This is a genomic window from Cryobacterium sp. M15, from assembly GCF_002929675.1.
In the GTDB taxonomy this organism is placed as follows: domain Bacteria; phylum Actinomycetota; class Actinomycetes; order Actinomycetales; family Microbacteriaceae; genus Cryobacterium; species Cryobacterium lyxosi.
Genome location: NZ_PJJW01000024.1, coordinates 13,724 through 31,127, shown reverse-complemented (window position 1 = coordinate 31,127; position 17,404 = coordinate 13,724). Strand labels below are relative to the sequence as shown.

General features: G+C 60.0%; 20 protein-coding genes. 17 read left to right on the top strand and 3 right to left on the bottom strand.

Features of this window, described 5'->3' with window-relative positions; all coding sequences use genetic code 11:
• The first annotated feature begins 223 nt into the window (after window positions 1-223).
• From CXY83_RS01160 to CXY83_RS01100, 14 genes are all read left to right on the top strand, one after another.
• Entirely contained in the window at window positions 224-937 is a 714-nt protein-coding gene (locus CXY83_RS01160) for a phosphatase PAP2 family protein (RefSeq protein ID WP_158251791.1), read from the top strand.
• The gene (locus CXY83_RS01155; RefSeq protein ID WP_104195590.1) at window positions 921-1,595 is read left to right on the top strand and encodes a response regulator transcription factor; all 675 of its coding nucleotides are present in this window, start codon (window positions 921-923) and stop codon (window positions 1,593-1,595) included. The genes CXY83_RS01160 and CXY83_RS01155 overlap by 17 nt, the downstream gene beginning before the upstream one ends.
• Window positions 1,592-2,599: a sensor histidine kinase KdpD gene (locus CXY83_RS01150; protein WP_104195589.1), complete on the top strand. Its 1,008-nt coding sequence runs from the start codon at window positions 1,592-1,594 to the stop codon at window positions 2,597-2,599. Before CXY83_RS01155 ends, CXY83_RS01150 begins: the two co-directional genes overlap by 4 nt.
• A 142-nt stretch (window positions 2,600-2,741) precedes the next feature.
• Window positions 2,742-3,545, top strand: a complete 804-nt coding sequence (locus CXY83_RS01145) for a hypothetical protein (protein WP_199184847.1) — start codon at window positions 2,742-2,744, stop codon at window positions 3,543-3,545.
• A 72-nt stretch (window positions 3,546-3,617) separates the two neighbouring features.
• Window positions 3,618-4,271: a DedA family protein gene (locus CXY83_RS01140; RefSeq protein WP_158251790.1), complete on the top strand. Its 654-nt coding sequence runs from the start codon at window positions 3,618-3,620 to the stop codon at window positions 4,269-4,271.
• A gap of 103 nt (window positions 4,272-4,374) precedes the next feature.
• Entirely contained in the window at window positions 4,375-4,686 is a 312-nt protein-coding gene (locus tag CXY83_RS01135; protein ID WP_104195586.1) for a hypothetical protein, read from the top strand.
• A 60-nt stretch (window positions 4,687-4,746) separates the two neighbouring features.
• Entirely contained in the window at window positions 4,747-4,881 is a 135-nt protein-coding gene (locus CXY83_RS18295; protein WP_255408713.1) for a hypothetical protein, read from the top strand.
• 156 nt (window positions 4,882-5,037) lie between these two features.
• The gene (locus CXY83_RS01130; RefSeq protein WP_104195585.1) at window positions 5,038-5,925 is read left to right on the top strand and encodes a MurR/RpiR family transcriptional regulator; all 888 of its coding nucleotides are present in this window, start codon (window positions 5,038-5,040) and stop codon (window positions 5,923-5,925) included.
• Between the two features lie 83 nt (window positions 5,926-6,008).
• Window positions 6,009-8,150, top strand: coding sequence for a PQQ-binding-like beta-propeller repeat protein (locus CXY83_RS01125; RefSeq protein ID WP_104195584.1), 2,142 nt, complete (start codon window positions 6,009-6,011; stop codon window positions 8,148-8,150).
• Window positions 8,147-9,076, top strand: coding sequence for a carbohydrate ABC transporter permease (locus CXY83_RS01120; protein ID WP_233200502.1), 930 nt, complete (start codon window positions 8,147-8,149; stop codon window positions 9,074-9,076). The genes CXY83_RS01125 and CXY83_RS01120 overlap by 4 nt, the downstream gene beginning before the upstream one ends.
• Complete coding sequence (locus CXY83_RS01115) at window positions 9,073-9,894, top strand: carbohydrate ABC transporter permease (protein WP_233200501.1); 822 nt, start codon at window positions 9,073-9,075, stop codon at window positions 9,892-9,894. The genes CXY83_RS01120 and CXY83_RS01115 overlap by 4 nt, the downstream gene beginning before the upstream one ends.
• Window positions 9,895-9,981: 87 nt before the next feature.
• Window positions 9,982-11,286, top strand: a complete 1,305-nt coding sequence (locus CXY83_RS01110) for an extracellular solute-binding protein (RefSeq protein WP_104195583.1) — start codon at window positions 9,982-9,984, stop codon at window positions 11,284-11,286.
• 4 nt (window positions 11,287-11,290) lie between these two features.
• Entirely contained in the window at window positions 11,291-12,394 is a 1,104-nt protein-coding gene (locus CXY83_RS01105; RefSeq protein ID WP_104195582.1) for an ABC transporter ATP-binding protein, read from the top strand.
• Window positions 12,395-12,414: 20 nt separating this feature from the next.
• Window positions 12,415-13,047 (top strand): HAD family hydrolase, encoded by a 633-nt coding sequence (locus tag CXY83_RS01100; RefSeq protein WP_158251789.1) that lies wholly within the window; start codon window positions 12,415-12,417, stop codon window positions 13,045-13,047.
• Between the two features lie 33 nt (window positions 13,048-13,080).
• On the opposite strand, the gene CXY83_RS01095 is transcribed toward CXY83_RS01100, so the two are convergent.
• The 3 genes from CXY83_RS01095 to CXY83_RS01085 all read right to left on the bottom strand — a co-directional run bounded on the left by CXY83_RS01095 (window position 13,081) and on the right by CXY83_RS01085 (window position 15,290).
• The gene (locus tag CXY83_RS01095) at window positions 13,081-14,157 is read right to left on the bottom strand and encodes a hypothetical protein (protein ID WP_146069800.1); all 1,077 of its coding nucleotides are present in this window, start codon (window positions 14,155-14,157) and stop codon (window positions 13,081-13,083) included.
• Window positions 14,158-14,219: 62 nt separating this feature from the next.
• Entirely contained in the window at window positions 14,220-14,858 is a 639-nt protein-coding gene (locus tag CXY83_RS01090; protein WP_104195579.1) for an MBL fold metallo-hydrolase, read from the bottom strand.
• A 108-nt stretch (window positions 14,859-14,966) separates the two neighbouring features.
• Window positions 14,967-15,290, bottom strand: a complete 324-nt coding sequence (locus CXY83_RS01085) for a putative quinol monooxygenase (RefSeq protein ID WP_104195578.1) — start codon at window positions 15,288-15,290, stop codon at window positions 14,967-14,969.
• Window positions 15,291-15,462: 172 nt separating this feature from the next.
• On the opposite strand from CXY83_RS01085, the gene CXY83_RS01080 reads away from it, so the two are divergent.
• From CXY83_RS01080 to CXY83_RS01070, 3 genes are all read left to right on the top strand, one after another.
• A complete protein-coding gene (locus tag CXY83_RS01080) occupies window positions 15,463-16,170 on the top strand; it encodes an SDR family NAD(P)-dependent oxidoreductase (RefSeq protein WP_104195577.1) in 708 nt (235 codons plus the stop codon).
• A gap of 13 nt (window positions 16,171-16,183) precedes the next feature.
• Complete coding sequence (locus tag CXY83_RS01075) at window positions 16,184-16,624, top strand: nuclear transport factor 2 family protein (RefSeq protein ID WP_158251788.1); 441 nt, start codon at window positions 16,184-16,186, stop codon at window positions 16,622-16,624.
• A 113-nt stretch (window positions 16,625-16,737) separates the two neighbouring features.
• Complete coding sequence (locus tag CXY83_RS01070; protein WP_104195575.1) at window positions 16,738-17,379, top strand: NADPH-dependent F420 reductase; 642 nt, start codon at window positions 16,738-16,740, stop codon at window positions 17,377-17,379.
• The last annotated feature ends 25 nt before the right edge of the window (window positions 17,380-17,404 follow it).

The window sequence follows — 17,404 nt, the reverse complement described above, 5'->3', positions numbered from 1 at the left end:
AAGTCTCGTAGTCGGCAGCCGAAATAGTGAACGGAAGTCCGTGAATACGACCGATTAGGCGGAGATAGCCACGTTTTTGACCGATTTCGTCATCACGGGGTGGGCCGGGTCAGGTGTGGAACACCCGCTGCTATATCTCGTCTAGGCGCTCAGACGAAAAAAGTCCGGCAGGAACGATTCTTAGAAGGTCCTGTGACGCCAGGGGTGACTCTAGAGGATGAGCATGAATCTCCGACCACACCGCCGGTTCGCCCGGACCGCTATTCCCGCAGCCGCAGTCATCCTCGCTGTCATCATCAGCGGGCTGGTGCTGGGTGTGTCGGCGGGGTGGACGGCCGTGGAGATGGATGTGCTCCGGCACGTGAATGCGGTCCACACCGCGCCACTCGACGCGGTGGCCCTCGGTCTTGACTGGCTGTTCAGCCCGGCCGTGGGAGCGGCTCTTGTTCTGCTGGCAGCCCTGTCGGTGCTGGTCGCAACCCGGCGACCCGGGGCGGCGATCCACTTCCTGCTGGTGGTGCTGATTCCGACCGTGGGCGCCGACGTGATCAAGTTGCTCGTGCACCGGGCCAGGCCCGATATCCCGTCACTCCCGCACATCTTGCTGCTCGAACCGGGCGGACTCAGCTATCCGAGCGGTCACACCAGCTTGGCCGCCTGCTTCCTCGTTGGCATCGTCATCGTCACGGCCGGTCACCGGCGGCATCCGTTTGTGATGGGAGCGGCTGCAATCGTGGTGCTCGCCACGGCAGCGTCCCGAGTGTATGTGGGGGTGCACTATCCGTCTGATGTGGCGGCGTCGATCGTGTACTCGGTCGCTGCCGTGGCGCTGGTGAACGCGGTCTGGCGGCTTTCACTGTCACACTGGTCCGAACGTCGATCCGACCTCCACGCCGGATCCGTTTACGGAGGAATCACGGATGGCCGCAGAGAGTGAGACGCGCACCCGCCTGCTCCTGATCGAAGACGATCCCCAACTCGGTCCGATGATCAAGAAAGTGCTCACGGAAATCTACGACGTCACCCTCGTCGCCGACGGTGCGCACGGCCTGGCCGCCGGCCTTGCCGGGGAGTACGAGGTGATGGTCATTGACCGGCGTCTTCCGGGGCTTGACGGGCTGAAAATCGTTGAAGCCCTCCGCCGCAAGCTGGTTACCACCCCCATCCTGCTTCTGACGGCGCTGGGGACCACCTTCGACAAAGTGGCCGGGCTCGACATCGGCGCCAACGACTACCTGGTCAAGCCGTTCGAATTCGATGAGCTTTTCGCCCGGTTGCGAGCCATTCGTCGGGTATTCACCGGCGAAGGCCGCACGTTGCTGGTCGGTGAGTGGGAGTATTTCCCGGACAGTCGCACGATCTATTCCCCGTACGACGGGCGCATTCTGTTGACGGTCAAAGAGAACGAGCTGCTCAAACTTTTAGCGGATGCCCCGCAGCGCACGTTCTCCCGGCAGCAAATCCTGCAGGCCGCCTTCAGCGCTTCGGACACCGCCGGAATGGTGGACACGTACGTGCATTACCTCCGGCGCAAGACAGACCCTGAAATTGTCCTCACGGTGCGCGGCGAGGGCTACCGCCTGGGACAACCATGAATCGCAGTAAGCGTTTCGTCGTGGACAGCGATGCCCTCGCCATCCGTCGGGCCTCCCGGGTCGTCGGTACTCGAATCGCCATCGCGTGCGCTGTCGTCGTGGTGGTGGTCATCCTTGCCGTGTTCGTCTACATCCTGTCCGAAATCTCACCCGGTGAGCTGTTTGAACCGGTGCCCGACACCGACAACTTGCAGGTCAGCGCCGTCAAACTGCTACGCGCGGCTGCAGTGTTGGGTGTGGCCTTGATCGTTCTGGCCGGTGTGTTGAGTTGGCAGGTCACTCATCGGGCTGTGCAACCCCTGGGCGAGGTGCTGCGTATCCAGCGGGCGTTTGTCGCCGACGCGAGCCACGAACTCCGCACCCCGCTCGCGGTGCTCGATGCCCGCCTGCAGATTCTGCAACGCACCCTGCCCGCCAACGACCCGTCTTCCTCGGTCGTCGCGGAGCTGCGCAGTGATGCGAAGGACCTCATTCACATCGTGAACGACCTGCTCGAATCGGCCGAAATCGGCGGTGCCGCGGTGCAGCACGCCGTCGTCGTCGATCTGGTCGCGGCCGTGGCTGCCGCAGCGCAGTCGATGGCGCTCATTGCCGTTGACAAACGCGTCACCATTGAACTGGATGCTCCGCAGCCCGCGCCCGTGCGGGTGCCAGCATCCAGCATCACCCGGTGCGTGGTGGCCCTGCTGGATAACGCTGTGCGGTTCGCTCCTCGCGACTCGGCCATCACGGTTAGCGTGGCCGTGACCAAGAAGACGGTGGCGGTCACCGTGCGCGATCAAGGTCCTGGTATCCACGGCATCGACCCTGCCCGAATTTTCGATCGGTTTGCCCACTCCGCCCCGCCGGAAGCTGGCGGCGACGAGTCCCGCACCGGGTTTGGAATTGGCCTGTCCCTCGTGCGCGAAATTGTCGTGCGCTACGGCGGATCAGTATACGTCGTCGATAGCACTGCCGCGGGCACAGCAATCTGCCTGACCGTTCCGCGAGCGAAGTCGGCCTGATCATCGCCGTGGCCGATACCAGTCGTTGGTCGAGCGAAAGACTATGAATTTGTAGATCTCCGGCAACGATTGTTGATTTCTGTGAGAAGTCTTAGACGCCGCCGTGTTCGCTGGTGTTACCGCTCTATCCAAGGAGGAACACTTGTCCACGACCTCAACGCTCTCCTCGACCGTTTCGCCCGTACGGCATCTCCTGACCAAGGTGCCCGAGGTGACGCTCATTTTTTGGGTGATCAAAGTGCTCGCGACCACTGTGGGGGAGACCGCCGCAGACTTTCTCAACGTGGACCTCGGGTTGGGCCTGTCGATCACTTCGGTGATCATGGCGGTCCTGTTGGTTGCCGCGCTGGTCGTGCAGTTCAGATTGCACACCTACACTCCGGCTGTCTATTGGCTGGCGGTGGTGCTCATCAGCGTCGTCGGTACTCTGATCACCGATAACCTCACCGACAGCCTCGGCGTGCCCCTGTGGGTGACGACGGTCGTCTTCTCCATCGGGCTGGCCGTAACCTTCACCGTCTGGATCATTTCAGAGAAGACCCTTTCCATTCATTCCATCTTCACGACGCGGCGAGAGACGTTCTACTGGTTGGCCGTACTGTTCACGTTTGCCTTGGGCACCGCGGCGGGCGATCTCGTCGCCGAGGGACTCAATCTGGGCTTCCTCGTGGCGCTGATCGTCTTCGCCGCCGCCATCGCCGTGGTTGCCGTGGCGTACTTCGTCTTCCACCTCAACGCCGTGCTCGCCTTCTGGATCGCCTACATCCTGACCCGCCCGCTGGGCGCATCCACCGGCGATCTCCTCTCCCAGCCCGTCGCCGACGGAGGGCTGGGGTTGGGGACCACGGGAACCAGCGTGCTCTTTCTGGCCGTGATCCTCGTCCTGGTGATCGTGCTCACCCGCCGTGCCCGCACCACGGATCCACGTCTGACGGCCACGATCTAATCAACGCGTGCGGCAGCGGATGCTCGGCCTGTCTTCAGATGATTCAAAGAAAGTCCTTGCAGCATGAACTCTATGACCGTTACCGCGCTGCCCACCTCCGGATTGCTGGATCCGCAGTCGGTGATCGCCAGCGCCGGCGTCTGGGGTCTCGTCGTGGTCTGCGCGATCGTGTTCGTGGAGACCGGCTTACTCGTCGGGTTCTTCCTGCCCGGTGACACCCTGCTGTTCTTCACCGGCGTGCTCACCTTCAGCGGGGTGATCAGCCAGCCGCTCTGGGTCGTCATTCCGGCCATTGCACTCTCGGCCGCGCTGGGCGACCAGCTCGGTTACACCATCGGCCGCACGACGGGCCGGCGCATCTTCGACCGCCGCGATTCCGGCCTGTTCAGCCGCAAAAGTGTGACGCGAACGCAGGAATTCTTTGAGCGGTTCGGGCCGGCGGCCGTCACGATCGCCCGCTTCGTGCCCGTCGTTCGTACTTTTGCTCCCGTCGCCGCCGGCGTGGGCAAGATGCCCAGGCGGGTGTTCACGATGTTCAATATCGTCGGCGCTGCGCTGTGGACGACCGGGGTTGTGCTCCTGGGGTTTGGGCTGGCTCATATTCCGGGCGTCGCCGATTTTGCCGCACGCTACATCGATCTCGTGCTGATCGGAATCGTCGTGCTCTCCGTGGTGCCCGTTGTCATCAGGGCCGTCGTCACACATCGTCAGAATTCTCGAGTGTGACAGCCGAGGTGCGCGGGGCACTGCGCGGTCTGAGCGTGCGGTGGGAGAATTGGGCGAAGAGGCGCTACGGATTTCGGTGGCCCTGTATAGAGAAGGAAAAACCATGGCGACAATTGAGCTGCTCCACATTGCCGGCTGCCCGAACTCGGAGCTGACCCTCGTTCGGCTGCAGCGCGCCGTCGACAACGCGATGCCCTCGAACACACTGATCACATCCACCCTGGTCGATTCTGCCGAAACGGCCGCACAGGTCCCGTTCGCTGGATCACCGACGATCCTCGTCGACGGTGTCGATCTCTTCCCAACGGATGGCCGCACCACCGACCTCGCCTGCCGCATCTACCACACACCGAACGGCCTGGCCGGATCTCCAACCCAGCAACAAATCGAAGCTGCGCTCGCGGCCCATGGATGACGCTTCAGGGCTCTCCTGTCCCTGCGGCGGTCGCATCTATCCGCGCTGCCGGCTGCACGCGTGAGTGACACGCTCGGTACGGCGGAGATCAATGACGTGCAGACGGTTGACCGTGCGGTCACCTATCCTGCACGGCGCCCTCGGCACGTGGTCGCCGTTCGAAATCTGGAAGAGCCGCGGGGCCTGACGCTCTAGGAAACGGAAGGCCCTCCGAAGAGCATTTACCGTAAGCCGAACGCCGGTCAGCGCTCACCGAAATCAACTTTCATTCGTCTGCAGTATTAGAAATTAACGTTCAGAGTTCACCTTGGGGGCGAGGCGCGTTCACACCGCCTCCCTAACGTCGCAGTTATGACCGAAACAACAATTCCCGCGCTGGCAACATCGTTCAATCCGGGGTCCATCCACACGCCGGAACGTATCCGCGCCAGACTGATCGATTTCAGCCCAGCCGAGCGGCGCGTGGCTGATGCGGTCCTGCGGGACCCCTTTGGCGTCATCCACCTATCGGTAAGTGAGCTGGCCGCGAGCGCCGACACCAGCCCCGCGACGGTCATACGATTCTGCGCGACTCTGGGGCTGCGCGGCTTTCAAGAACTCAAAATCACGCTCGCCAGCGAGTCAATACCGAGCGAACGTCGCGTTCTCGGCGAAATCCAGCCGGGTGATGGGGTCGCCGAAATCACGCTCAAGGTCATGGACACAACTGCCAGAGCAGTTGGTCAGGCCGCGCAGACTCTCGATCTGAGCGTGCTCGAAGCGATCGCCGAGCAGATAGTTGGCGCCCGCCGTGTTCTCTTCGGAGCGGTTGGTACGTCTGCGCCGCTGGCAGTGGACACTGCCTATCGCCTCACTCAGATCGGCATTGACGCTACATTTGCCCTCGACGTGCACACTCAGCATGTCAGCGCACGGATGCTTCGGATCGGTGACGTTTTCTTTGCCATCAGCCACACAGGCTCGACCTTTGAAACACTCGCCACCACCCGCGCAGCGAAACTTTCAGGCGCGACTACCGTCGCCCTGACCAGCTTCTCGCATTCCCCTTTGACTGAGGTGGCAGACCTCAGCCTTGTTGCGGGGAGCGCCGAAACTGCTTACCGCGTTGAGTCGATGTCGAGTCGTATCGTGCACTTCGCCGTGCTGGACGCTCTCTTTGTCACCCTGGCACTTCGCAGCAGTACCAGCTCAGCACACTTGGCCATGACCGAGGATGTGCTGATCGAGCACCGTATATAGCTCCGTCGAATCTTGGAGAGCCTTACCTGCCAACTCGGCCCGAAGCCTGAACAGCCCAAATCACAATATGTAAAGGATCTACCGTGCACGGAATTGTCGTCTACAGCTCGGGCCAACCGGCCGAGGGCATTGCCGTTACCAATGGCCATCACGTTACCCAGACCGACGCCTCCGGCCTGTTCGCCCTGCCCGATGAAGGCTCCTTCGTCGTCATCACCCGGCCAACGGGCCATACCGCGACACCGTGGTGGCACCCGGTTCCGGCAAACCACGAAACCCAGATTCGTTTCGAACTCCTGTCGATGCCGCAGTCTCTTCCGTACGAGTTTGTGCACCTCACGGACACTCATATGACGGTCCCGCAGGACGCGACGGAAGTGGATGACACTCACTCAGGCCTCTACCGCGAAGGAAGCCTTCCCGGCCAAGTCCGTGATTTCCTCACCCGGCTACCGGAGTACGCCCCGAACGCGCAGAGTATCTTCGTTACGGGTGACCTCGTCGACCACGGCGTTACTGAGGAATACGAAGCGTACATTGACGTGCTGACGTCGAGCCCGGTGCCCGTGCACCTCATTCCCGGAAACCACGACCATATGAACGGGCGCCACGGCGCCATCATCAGCCGCAACAACTATCTCACCAATGATGGAACGCCCGAGCTGTATGAACGCTACTTCGGGCCACGTTGGTATAGCTTCGATGTCGCGGGGCTGCATGTGGTCACACTCGATTGGCACACCCATGAGCTCGGTATTGACCACGAGGTGCAGAACGACTGGGTGCGGGCAGACCTTCAGCTTCGGCCAGAGGGCAGCCCATGGATTTTACTGTTCCATGACCAGCCGAATTTCTCCATCATCGAGCAGCTGCCGTGGTTGCCCAAGGCAACCTTTTCGGGCCACTGGCACACGTCGAGAGTCGTCGAGGTTGACGGTACGCTGCACGTAAACAGCCCCACCACGTTCTTCGCAAGCCTCGACTACAGTCCGCCGGCCTACCGTCTTGTCACCTGGGACGGCGAGAACATCACGTTAAAGACGCAGACGCTGCTGACCGTTCCCGTCCCCGACGTCCTCGGCGATGTTGCTACGTCTACTTTTGCGGCAACGAGCACACGGTCTGACAATTCGGCCGTGCTATGGCGGGCCGAACTCGGTGGCGCTGGCCATCGGCAGCGTGCATCCGTTGACGGCGACCTCGTTCTCGCTGGCGGCCAGATCGAGGATCGTGCGGCCGGGACAGTAGAGGCCTTCGATCTAGCCACCGGAGCGCTGGTCTGGCAAGCACACACTGCTTCGGCAGTGAAGACGACGCCTGCCGCCACTAAGAACGTTGTCGTGGCTGCTGAAGTGAGCGGCGACCTGACCGGGTTTGATCGCACCACCGGAGAGGTCATCTGGACCTTGGAATCAAGCGATCCGCTTCGCCGGTTCGCCTGGGGCAGCCCAACGGTTGCCAACGGAGTGGTCTACCTCGGCGACCAGTCCGACTTGCGAGCCGTGGACATCCGCACCGGAGAAATAATCTGGCGTCGCACCGACCTTTCGCCGCATCACAACCTCGTGAACCACTCAGCCCCGCTGCTGATCGATGATCTGTTGGTCATGGGATTCTGGCCCACGCCCGAGCATCCAATTGGTCTGAACGCTCAAACGGGCGAGTCAGTGTGGAACCGGGCCGGCTGGGACGGCACAGATCCCTTCCTTGCGCTGAAGCGGATGCTCATCATGGGCACGGCCAGCTACGATCCACACACTGACGCGGTACTCATGCCGGCGTTTGGCAGCACCGCGCGCGTGAATCGGGCCACAGGCGCAACGATGTGGACGCAGCCGCACCAGGGCGGATTCAGTCCGGCTACGCCGGTCATCACGGATGCGGGATACATCATTACGGTCACGGGGCATGGGCTGCGGCTGCTCGAGCGCGAAACTGGCGACACGTTATGGGACCTGCCGATTGCAGGTTCCGCCCCTTTCCCGATGGCGTCCTATACAAAAATCCCGCACCCCGTTATCGCAGCACCAATCCTGCTCGAGCAGCACCTGGTACTGCCCGGACTTGACGGCATAGTGCGGCGGATCGACCTTGAAGGCAAGCTGATCGGGCAGACGCAACTCGCGTCACCGATCGCCGCAGGTCTCGTGGACGCGGGTGACCGGCTCATTGCCGTTGGCGTCGATGGCAACGTGCTTGCTTTGTCAAAGGACATTGCGTCATGACGACTCTCATGCACGACGAGAAACTTGTCATCGCTGTTCGCCTCCCTGCACAGCCGTTGCGGCGTTCACGTACGAATCTTGTTCCCGCACTATTTCTTCTGCCAGCCGGAATCGGTATCGGTACCTTTGTGATCGTTCCGGCCGTGTTGTCGCTCGCGGCGAGTTTTTTTTCTGTGCCGCTGACCGGCGGCGCGTGGACCTGGGTGGGCCTGGCCAACTACGAACATGTTCTAACCGATGCTGCCGTACTGCAGGCCATCGGAAACACCATCGTGTATTCCGTGATCACGATCGTGCCCAGCCTTGGGATTGGTCTGTGCCTGGCACTGCTTGCGAATTCTGTGGTGCGAGGGCGCGCGTTCGTGCGAACCGCATTGTTTTTGCCGATGACGGCCAACCTCGTGGCCATGGCGGTCGTGTTTCGTTGGCTCTTTGCATTCCAGGGCGGGTTCATCAACCAAGTGCTGGGGTTCGCCGGATTTGGGGCGGTCAACTGGCTCGGCGACACGAGTACATCGCTGCTGACCTTGGCCATGGTTGGCGTGTGGCGGAGCGCATCGTTTAGCATGATGATCTTCTTCGCTGGGCTGGCCACCGTCCCTGGCACCATCCACGAGGCCACCAGGGCCGAGGGCATCCGTGGCTGGACAAAACTCACCCGCATCACGCTGCCCATAATGAAACCGACCGTAGTCTTCGCCACGGTCGTTGCCGTACTTGGCTCGATACAGGTTTTCGACACCGTCAATGTCATGACGCAGGGTGGTCCGCAGGGGGCCAGCGAAACGATTCTCACCATGACCTGGAAACTTGGTTTTGGCTACTTCGATCTCGGGGCAGCGTCCGCGCTGTCCTTCCTGCTACTTGTCGTGCTCGTAGGCATCGGCCTCATCCAACGTCGCGTACTCGCAGGAGGTCACAAATGATTCACGTGTTGCGAGCCGGACGATGGCTGGTGATTACCCTGGCCGTTCTGGTGTCGCTCTTTCCCTTTTACTGGATGCTGCGGACCGCCGTTTCTCCCGCCAACGAGGTGTTCTTTAACGGCATCTCGCTCATCCCTGCGAGCTTTGATTGGTCGAATTTCGCCCGAGCCTGGACAGAAGCCAATCTTGGCCAAGCGATTCTCATCGGTTCTGTCATGACACTGTCAATCCTGGCGCTCCAGCTCATCACCTGCATTCCCGCCGCTTATGTGCTCGCCAAAGTTCGCATGCGCGGAAAAGGCGTCGCCCTAGCGATCGTTATCGGCTGTTTACTCGTCCCTGGGCAGGTCAGTTTGATTCCCATCTTCATTGGAATCAACAGCATCGGCCTGGCAGACTCTCTCCCCGGACTCGTTTTGCCCTATATGACCAGCGCGTTCGGGATCTTTCTCCTCCGACAGCAGATGATGGCCATTCCCGATTCCCTCATGGACGCGGCACGCACTGACGGACTAGGGCACTTCCGAACTCTCCGAAACGTGGTCGTTCCCATGGCTGCACCCGGTATCGCCGCCTTCAGCGTCTTCTCCGTCTTCACGCACTGGAACGACTACATGTGGCCGCTCCTCATTGCCCGCAGCCCCGACCTTGCCACCCCGCCCCTCGCCCTTGCACTCTTTCAACAAGCTGATGCGGGGTTCGACTACTCCGCACTCGCAGCAGGTGCCGCAATCGTGACCGCACCTGTGATCGTTCTCTTTCTCATCGCGCAGAAGCGGTTCGTTCAAGGCATGAGCGGAGCGGAGATTCCAGGATAACCACGCGCTAGATCAGGGTCTGCATTATTCTTCCCGCGATTTTCCCGAAGTTCCGAACTGCAGTTCATACATATAGGAGTTCTTGTTATGTTGACCAAACGACTTTCTCTCTCACTCGGTGCTCTTGCCGCCGGCTCTATCCTGTTGTCAGGATGTGCGGCATCCGGGGTCTCGGTTCCCGCAGCCTCCATCGCTGCGGCAGCCAACATCGCCGATTGCAACCCCGCAGAAAATACCATCACTGTCACTTATGGGCAGATGGCTAATGAGGCCATGGCTATTGCCGTCGCGAATCTGCAGAAGACTTATCCTGACCTCACCATCAACGCTACGCCGCCGTCGACGTCTAACTACAATGAACTCACTCAAACAATTGTGGCTGACATCGCGGTGGGTAATCGTCCCGATCTCATCATGACAGGACTGGGCCAGCTGCAATTCTGGGTTGATACCTACTCTCCGTCACCAATCGACACGTCGGTGTTGCGACCGACCTACAAGACCCAGTTTCTTCGCGCTGGCACGGTCGATGGCACGGTCTATTTGGCGACAAACCAGATCTCCGCTACGGTCTTGCTTGTCAATCAGGACGCGCTGGACTCTGCCGATGCGGGCGAAGCGAAAGACATTAAAACTCTCGACGATCTCGTCGCCGCCGCCGAAAAAGTAACCGCCGATACGGGGCAGCCGTCGGTGAGCATTCCAACCGATGGCCTTCCGGAATGGTTTAGCCAAGCCTTGATCCAGGGTTCGGGAGAAACGTACGTCAACTCCGATGGTACCGCGGGCTTTGGCTCCGAGAAGGCTATCGAGGCGCTCTCCATTTGGCCCACACTTAAGAACAAGGATCTTGAACTTGGCGTAGTGAACAATCAGGACGCCATCGCCCAGTTCATCGGAGGCAATGCGGCATTCCTGATCTATACGACCTCAACTATTGCCACAATTCAGGAGGGCATCGGCGACGCATTCGACTGGATGCCTGTCGATTTGCCCAGCGTTGGTGGGGAAGAAGGTGCCCTGCCCGCCGGTGGCAACGGCTGGATCGTCCTCAGCGAAGACGCCTGCCGTGCAGCGTATTCGAATGCCTTGATCGCCGAGCTTCTCTCTCCGGAGGCCGTCTCCGCCGCCAGCGGCACGTCGTACAGCTATATTCCAGTCGACACGGAAGCGGGAGACGCGCTCCTTGCCAGCGACGCCGCGACGAAGCAGTTGACCTACGCGTGGAGCTACGATAAGCCGCTTACACCGTGGGGTGGGTTCGCCGGAAAGGACACCATGGAGATTTTTGACATTGTGCGACTGATGACGCAGAAGCTCCAGTCGGGTGCCGACGCCACGGAAACGGTGAACGAGACTGTCACGAACATCAACCAGATTGTGAGCGAGTAACAACATGACCGCGGTCAAGATTCTTGGAATTCACAAATCCTTTGCCGAGGTGAAAGCCCTCGACGGGATCGACCTGACCATCGAGGATGGCGAGAACTTCGCCATCCTCGGGCCGTCAGGGTCGGGCAAATCCACGTTATTGCACATCATCGCCGGGCTGGAGGACCCTGACGAAGGAACAGTCGAGTTCAATGGCGTTGCTCAGAATGGAATTCCTCCGCATAAACGAGACGCCGCTATCGTGTTCCAGCATTTCGCTCTCTATCCGCACCTCTCATCTCTGGAGAACATCACGCTCGGCCTGCGTCATGGCCTGGGACTCAACAAACAGGTTGCTAATGCTCGGGCCAACGATGTGGCTGACAGGATGCAGGTCAAACATCTGCTGGACAGGAAACCAAAAGAAATGTCCGGTGGTCAGCGCCAGCGCATCGCTCTCGCTAGAGCGCTGGCGAGACAAAGCGGAATCGTGCTGCTCGACGAGCCACTTTCCGGCCTGGACGCGCAGCTCCATGCCGTACTTCGTCTGGAAATTGCGAGCATTCTGCGTTCCGTTGGTGCCACCGGCATCAACGTCACTCATGATCAGCTCGATGCCATGGCGATGGCCGATCGGATCGCGGTCATCAACCTCGGACAGATCGAACAGCTGGGCACACCCGATGAGCTCTATGCTGTGCCGCAGACACTCTTCGTGGCCTCATTCATCGGATCGCCGCCGATGAACCTTCTGAAAATCGACGAGGTGACGGGCGCGTCTGCTTTTGGACTGCATTCTGCTGCCCAGGCTTCGGGCGCACTCACTCTCGGCGTCCGTGCAGAACACCTCACACTGACGACCCCCTCGGATAGTTCCAGCACGTGGGCGATCACCGGAGTTGTCGGTCTGGTCGAACCGACAGGGAAAGATCGAATCGTACGGTTGGTTAGCGACTCCGGTCATGCCGTTACTTTTCGCTGCGAGGTCGAAGACACTCCCAACCCGGGCGCACGGGTCACGGTGCACTGCGCTCCGAGCCTCGTGCACGCTTACTCTCAAGAGACCGGACGTCGCGTTGGATCGGCAGAGTCGGTCGGGGTCACCCTGCGTCAATCGGTCCTCGTGTAATGGACGCAACCGTAAGCACAATGGAGTTAACCGACACCATGGTCATGTTTGACTGGAATGGCACGGTCGTGCTTGACGCCGATCGTGCCCGGGCGTCGTTGAATTCAGTACTCGAGGCGCGAGACCTGGGAGCGCTCGACACAGATGAGTTCTCTAGAAAATTTCGGCTGCCCATGAAGAATATGTTCCGCGATCTCGGCGTGCATTCACTCGACCTCGCCGTCGCTGAAGCCGAGTGGAACCACCACATGACCCAGACGACCACGCGTCTTCGCGCGGGTACTAATGCTGCTCTCCTGGCGCTGTCAGAGGCGGGGGCTTGGTTGGGCGTCGTATCCGCCGCTTCCGCTACGGCAGTGCAGTTTGACCAGAGATCGTTGTCTGTGCTGCCAGTCTTAGACGTCGTCGATGCCGAGGTCGCAGACAAGGTGGCGCAACTGGTCCTACATCGAGCTCGTCGCACGCACGCATTTTATATCGGCGACACGGAGTATGACATGGTCGCTGCTTCCGCGGCAGAGTACATACCTATTGGCGTTTCGGGCGGTTATTCCTCTGAACAAGTGCTGCGTAAAGCCGGTGCTGCACACATCGTCGGGTCGCTGGGCGAAATCATGGCCCTCGTTGCGCACACCGACGACGGACGCGAGTAACTTCGGCATAAGTGCGTGGCGGGCCCTATCCCGCTACCGTGCCTGCCTCAGCGCGCGGCCCCGTCGTCGTGCTTCAGAGAGGGACTCCCATCCGTTGGAGTCTTTGAAGTGCTCGGCCGTCTGTACGAGCCAGAATACCGCGAAGGCTGCGAGAGCGACTACTTCGACGATGAACACCGAGTTGCCTATTTGCCAATCTTCAGGCCGAATAAATTTTGTCAGAATCAGAGTCCCAGCGATGATATCGAGGAACATGATCACACCGAGGGCAAGGTAGATGCCCGAGTACATTCTCCGGTGGAAAAAAGCTGGTGGAGGTGGCTCCGACTGATTGTCGCGGTCCGCCCACTGGCGCCACGCTTCGATAACGGTCACAGTTGCGATGAGGATGAAAAAGACACCCGCCGCGGCGACATGTCCGTATTGCCGAAACAGATCCTGACCCGGCACATTCCAGAGCGCGAAGTACAAGATCCAGACAGCGAAACCGAGTGCGAGGATCACCCGAAAGGCCTCCGGTACGCGGCGAGACTTGTTGATGTGGTGCCATACGTTCCATCCCAATGCAACTATCATCACGGCAATCGAAATTATCAGCCAAATGTGAAATCCCGTTGCTACATACGGAAGCTGGTCGGCGGGAATGCAGTCAATTGTGCTGGGGCAGTTCGCAAGCTGTGCAGCTGGACCAACCTCACTGGGCAAGACAGGTGTCGGGATGATCGCGATCAGCGGCGCGAGAAGGGCCGCGAGGTTGAGCAGGTAGCTTTGCACGCCTTTCCCCGCGATGGCGAGAAGCGCAAGCGAGGCCGCGCACAGTGCTCCGGTGAACACGATGCGTGCGGGCGTGTAGTAGTAGTGGCTGATCGAGGGAAGTGTCTGCCCATCGTGCACGAGGTAGTCGTCAGGGGTGAAAAAGAAAACGGCGAGGAGTATCGCGACAACCGTTCCGACAATGCCGAACCGGAGAAAGAGGTATGTCTTTTTCAGGACATCGCGGTATTCCAGTGCAATCTTGAGTTGCGCCTGGCTCAGAGGTGCGTTTGTCTCGTTCAGTCTCGACGCCTCTGTCATTTTCCGTGAGTCATCCGAGGTCCACGATTTTTTCATGACCTGAGAGTATCCCGATGGTCGGCCGTGTACTACGGGGATGCGTCAGGCGGCTACCGCTGTCACCAGCCGCGTTGTTTCCACTCGGAGAGTTTGCTCCGCTCAGCTCCGAGCGTTGTGCCTGCTCCATGGCCCGGGTGCACCAGTGTGTCGTCCGGGAGGTAGTCGAAGATTCGGGTGACGACGTCGTTGTACAACGACGAGAAACGCTGGGCATCACCGTTGGTATTTCCCAGTCCGCCAGGGAAGAGCGAATCGCCCGTGAACAGATGCGCGGAACCATGCGGGTCGCGGTAGAGCAGGGCAATCGACCCAGGGGTGTGTCCGCGCAGGTGAATTACTTCGAGGTCAATGCCATCGGTGGACTGGACGTCCCCATGGTGCAAGGGTATGTCTGTGGGCACAGTAATGTCCGCGATGTCGTCGAGACCCGCTGCAGCCGGCGCTTTCGTCAGCTCCCTGACCTCGCCCAGCGCCCGCACATGGTCCCAGTGTGAGTGTGTGGTGATTATGAGGGCCAGCCGGGCGATGGCACTCGTATCTTTCTGTGCATCTTTGAGGAGGGTGAAGATAGCGGGTGCATCGTCCGCGGCGTCGATCAGTACCTGCGCGCCGGTGGATTTCGAGGTGAGTACGTAAACGTTGTTGCTCATCTCGGATACTGAGATGCTGCGAACCGTGAGGGCGGTGAGATCGTGCATAGTCCTGTTCCTATAACCGGTTGCGGGTCTCGTACGGCTGCGTCGCGGGGTTAGCGGTAGATCGTGGGGGAGTCACGTCGACCAACTCCGCGATAACCCGTCCGTTAGCTACTCGGGTACCGTCATTTCTCCCATTTGGCCCCAACCTTCAGCATCGATACGCTCGCTGATGATCTCTGGAGTCTTCACGAGCGCTTGAGGCATAGCCTTCATGGCCGCCGAAAAGTGAGTGCTGTTGACGTGAGATCCTGCGGCATCATCTTGGAATGCCTCGACGAGCACGAACTGGTGAGGATCGTCGACACTGCGCGACCAATCGAACCACAGGTTGCCTGGTTCCTGGCGCGTGGCCTCGGTGAAGTCGCGTGTCAGGTCCATCCAACGATCACTCCACTCTGGTTTCACAGTGAACTTGGCAACGATGAAAATCATGAAATGGTCCCTTTCCTCGGTCACGTCCCGTTGAGTGGCGGCGCTTCCTGAAAACCCGATGGTGAGTTGTTCCAGTGTAGGCGGCGGTCGGTTCCGAGCAGATCACCGAAGCACCTGTCGACTAAAATCGAATCGGACGATCTAAACCGATTACCGCTGAGGAATTGTGACCATGAAAACTCGTAAAGTAGCCATTATCACGGGGGGCTCCCAAGGCATCGGAGCGGGTCTGGTGTCCACATTCCGCGAGCTCGGCTATGCCGTCGTCGCTAATTCGCGCTCCATCACGGCGTCCGAACACTCGGACGTCATTACGGTACCCGGAGATATTTCGGACCCCGCTGTGGCCGGGAAGGTCATCAGCACCGCGATGGAGAAGTTCGGCCGGATCGACACGCTCGTGAATAACGCCGGAATTTTTATCGGTAAACCATTCACCGAGTACACCCAGGAGGACTACAACAACATTCTTCAGGTGAACCTCGGGGGATTTTTCCACATTACGCAGAAGACCATCGCGCAGATGGTCGAACAGGGAGCGGGCCACGTGGTGAACGTGACAACGACGCTTGTTGAATTCGCGAACTCAAGCGCTCCGTCGGCTCTCGCCTCGTTGACCAAGGGCGGACTGTCTTCCGTCACGAAGTCCCTGGCGATCGAGTACGCCGGCCGCGGTATCCGCGTGAACGCCGTTTCTCTGGGAGTCATCCACACCCCCATGCACCCGGAAGAAACACACGGAACGCTCGCAGGGTGGCACCCGGTCGGACGGATCGGCACGATCGATGATGTCACCCATGGCGTCCTCTACCTGGAACAAGCCCCGTTCGTCACGGGCGAGATCCTACACATCGACGGCGGACAAAGCGCCGGAAGCTGAGTCAGCATTCGACGTGCAGACTGCGCTGGCCGTCTCGTCTTCGACTAATGAAAAACGAACAGGAGAGAAACCGATGATCGCGCTTGATAGCATCGCCCGAGTTCGCATCGTGACGGAAGTCTTGGATGCGTGGGCGAACGGAATCCGTGAGCATGACCCGGAACGTGTCGCGTCCCACTTCACCGAAAATGCTCTATTCCAGGGCGTCGCGCCGACGCATTCGATTGGCAGGCTCGGTGTGATCGCCTATTACGATAGGCAGCCTGTGGGCCTCAGTCCCTCGTTTCGAATCCTGGAACACCGCCAACTCTCCGACTCAACGCTGATCTCCTATATCGACGTCGACTTCACCCGTCCCGACGGCGTCGTCATTCCCGTTCACCTGACGGCTGTGCTGGAATACGTCGATGCTTCCTGGCTCATCAGCCATTACCACGTTTCACAGGTCGAATAGCAGCGACTCGTCGTAGCGGATGCCATCAAGAAGCATGGCGATGCTCGTGTAGCGGATTTGCCGGCCTTGGAAGCGTCGGGAACATTTTCGGCGCCGCCCTCGTTGTCGCCATCATGACAACTATTGGAATCATCGGTGCAGGAAACATTGGCAGCCAGGTCGCTCGCAAGGCGATCGAAAATGGTTACGACGTCGTGATCAGCAATTCCCGAGGTCCGGAGACCCTCGCCGAGCTCGTTGCCGAGCTGGGCCCGAAAGCGAGTGCCGGAACCGCGGCGCAGGCCGCTGAGGCCGCCGACGTCGCGATTGTGACGGTGCCGCTCAAGGCTTACGCGGATGTGCCCGTTCAGCAGCTCGCCGGCAAGATCGTCATTGACACCAATAACTATTACTTCGAACGCGACGGACATATCGCCGCCCTCGATAACGGCGAAACGACCGTGACCGGCATGCTGCAAAAGCACTTACCCACCTCGCGCGTAGCGAAAGGGTTCAATCACATTACGGCCGCGGACATCACCGCCGACTCGCACCCGATCGGCGACCCAGCCCGGCGGGCACTGGCCACGTCCTCCGACTTCATCGACGCCTCCGACTTCGTCGCCAAGCTCTACGATGAATTCGGCTTCGACACAGTGAACATCGGCCCTCTCGTCGAGAGCTGGCGTGTCGAGCGCGACCGTCCGGCCTATGGCATCCGTCAGACGGTTGCAGAGCTCGAGGCGAACCTGGCGAAGGCACCGCGCACGGTATAACGTTCGCCGACGGTCACCCTCAGCA

Coding starts and splice junctions, on each gene's coding strand:
- CXY83_RS01160 (WP_158251791.1), top strand. CDS start 224: ATGAATCTCCGACCACACCGCCGGTTCGCCCGGACCGCTATTCCCGCA.
- CXY83_RS01155 (WP_104195590.1), top strand. CDS start 921: ATGGCCGCAGAGAGTGAGACGCGCACCCGCCTGCTCCTGATCGAAGAC.
- CXY83_RS01150 (WP_104195589.1), top strand. CDS start 1,592: ATGAATCGCAGTAAGCGTTTCGTCGTGGACAGCGATGCCCTCGCCATC.
- CXY83_RS01140 (WP_158251790.1), top strand. CDS start 3,618: ATGACCGTTACCGCGCTGCCCACCTCCGGATTGCTGGATCCGCAGTCG.
- CXY83_RS01135 (WP_104195586.1), top strand. CDS start 4,375: ATGGCGACAATTGAGCTGCTCCACATTGCCGGCTGCCCGAACTCGGAG.
- CXY83_RS01130 (WP_104195585.1), top strand. CDS start 5,038: ATGACCGAAACAACAATTCCCGCGCTGGCAACATCGTTCAATCCGGGG.
- CXY83_RS01120 (WP_233200502.1), top strand. CDS start 8,147: ATGACGACTCTCATGCACGACGAGAAACTTGTCATCGCTGTTCGCCTC.
- CXY83_RS01115 (WP_233200501.1), top strand. CDS start 9,073: ATGATTCACGTGTTGCGAGCCGGACGATGGCTGGTGATTACCCTGGCC.
- CXY83_RS01110 (WP_104195583.1), top strand. CDS start 9,982: ATGTTGACCAAACGACTTTCTCTCTCACTCGGTGCTCTTGCCGCCGGC.
- CXY83_RS01105 (WP_104195582.1), top strand. CDS start 11,291: ATGACCGCGGTCAAGATTCTTGGAATTCACAAATCCTTTGCCGAGGTG.
- CXY83_RS01100 (WP_158251789.1), top strand. CDS start 12,415: ATGGAGTTAACCGACACCATGGTCATGTTTGACTGGAATGGCACGGTC.
- CXY83_RS01095 (WP_146069800.1), bottom strand. CDS start 14,157: ATGAAAAAATCGTGGACCTCGGATGACTCACGGAAAATGACAGAGGCG.
- CXY83_RS01090 (WP_104195579.1), bottom strand. CDS start 14,858: ATGCACGATCTCACCGCCCTCACGGTTCGCAGCATCTCAGTATCCGAG.
- CXY83_RS01085 (WP_104195578.1), bottom strand. CDS start 15,290: ATGATTTTCATCGTTGCCAAGTTCACTGTGAAACCAGAGTGGAGTGAT.
- CXY83_RS01080 (WP_104195577.1), top strand. CDS start 15,463: ATGAAAACTCGTAAAGTAGCCATTATCACGGGGGGCTCCCAAGGCATC.
- CXY83_RS01070 (WP_104195575.1), top strand. CDS start 16,738: ATGACAACTATTGGAATCATCGGTGCAGGAAACATTGGCAGCCAGGTC.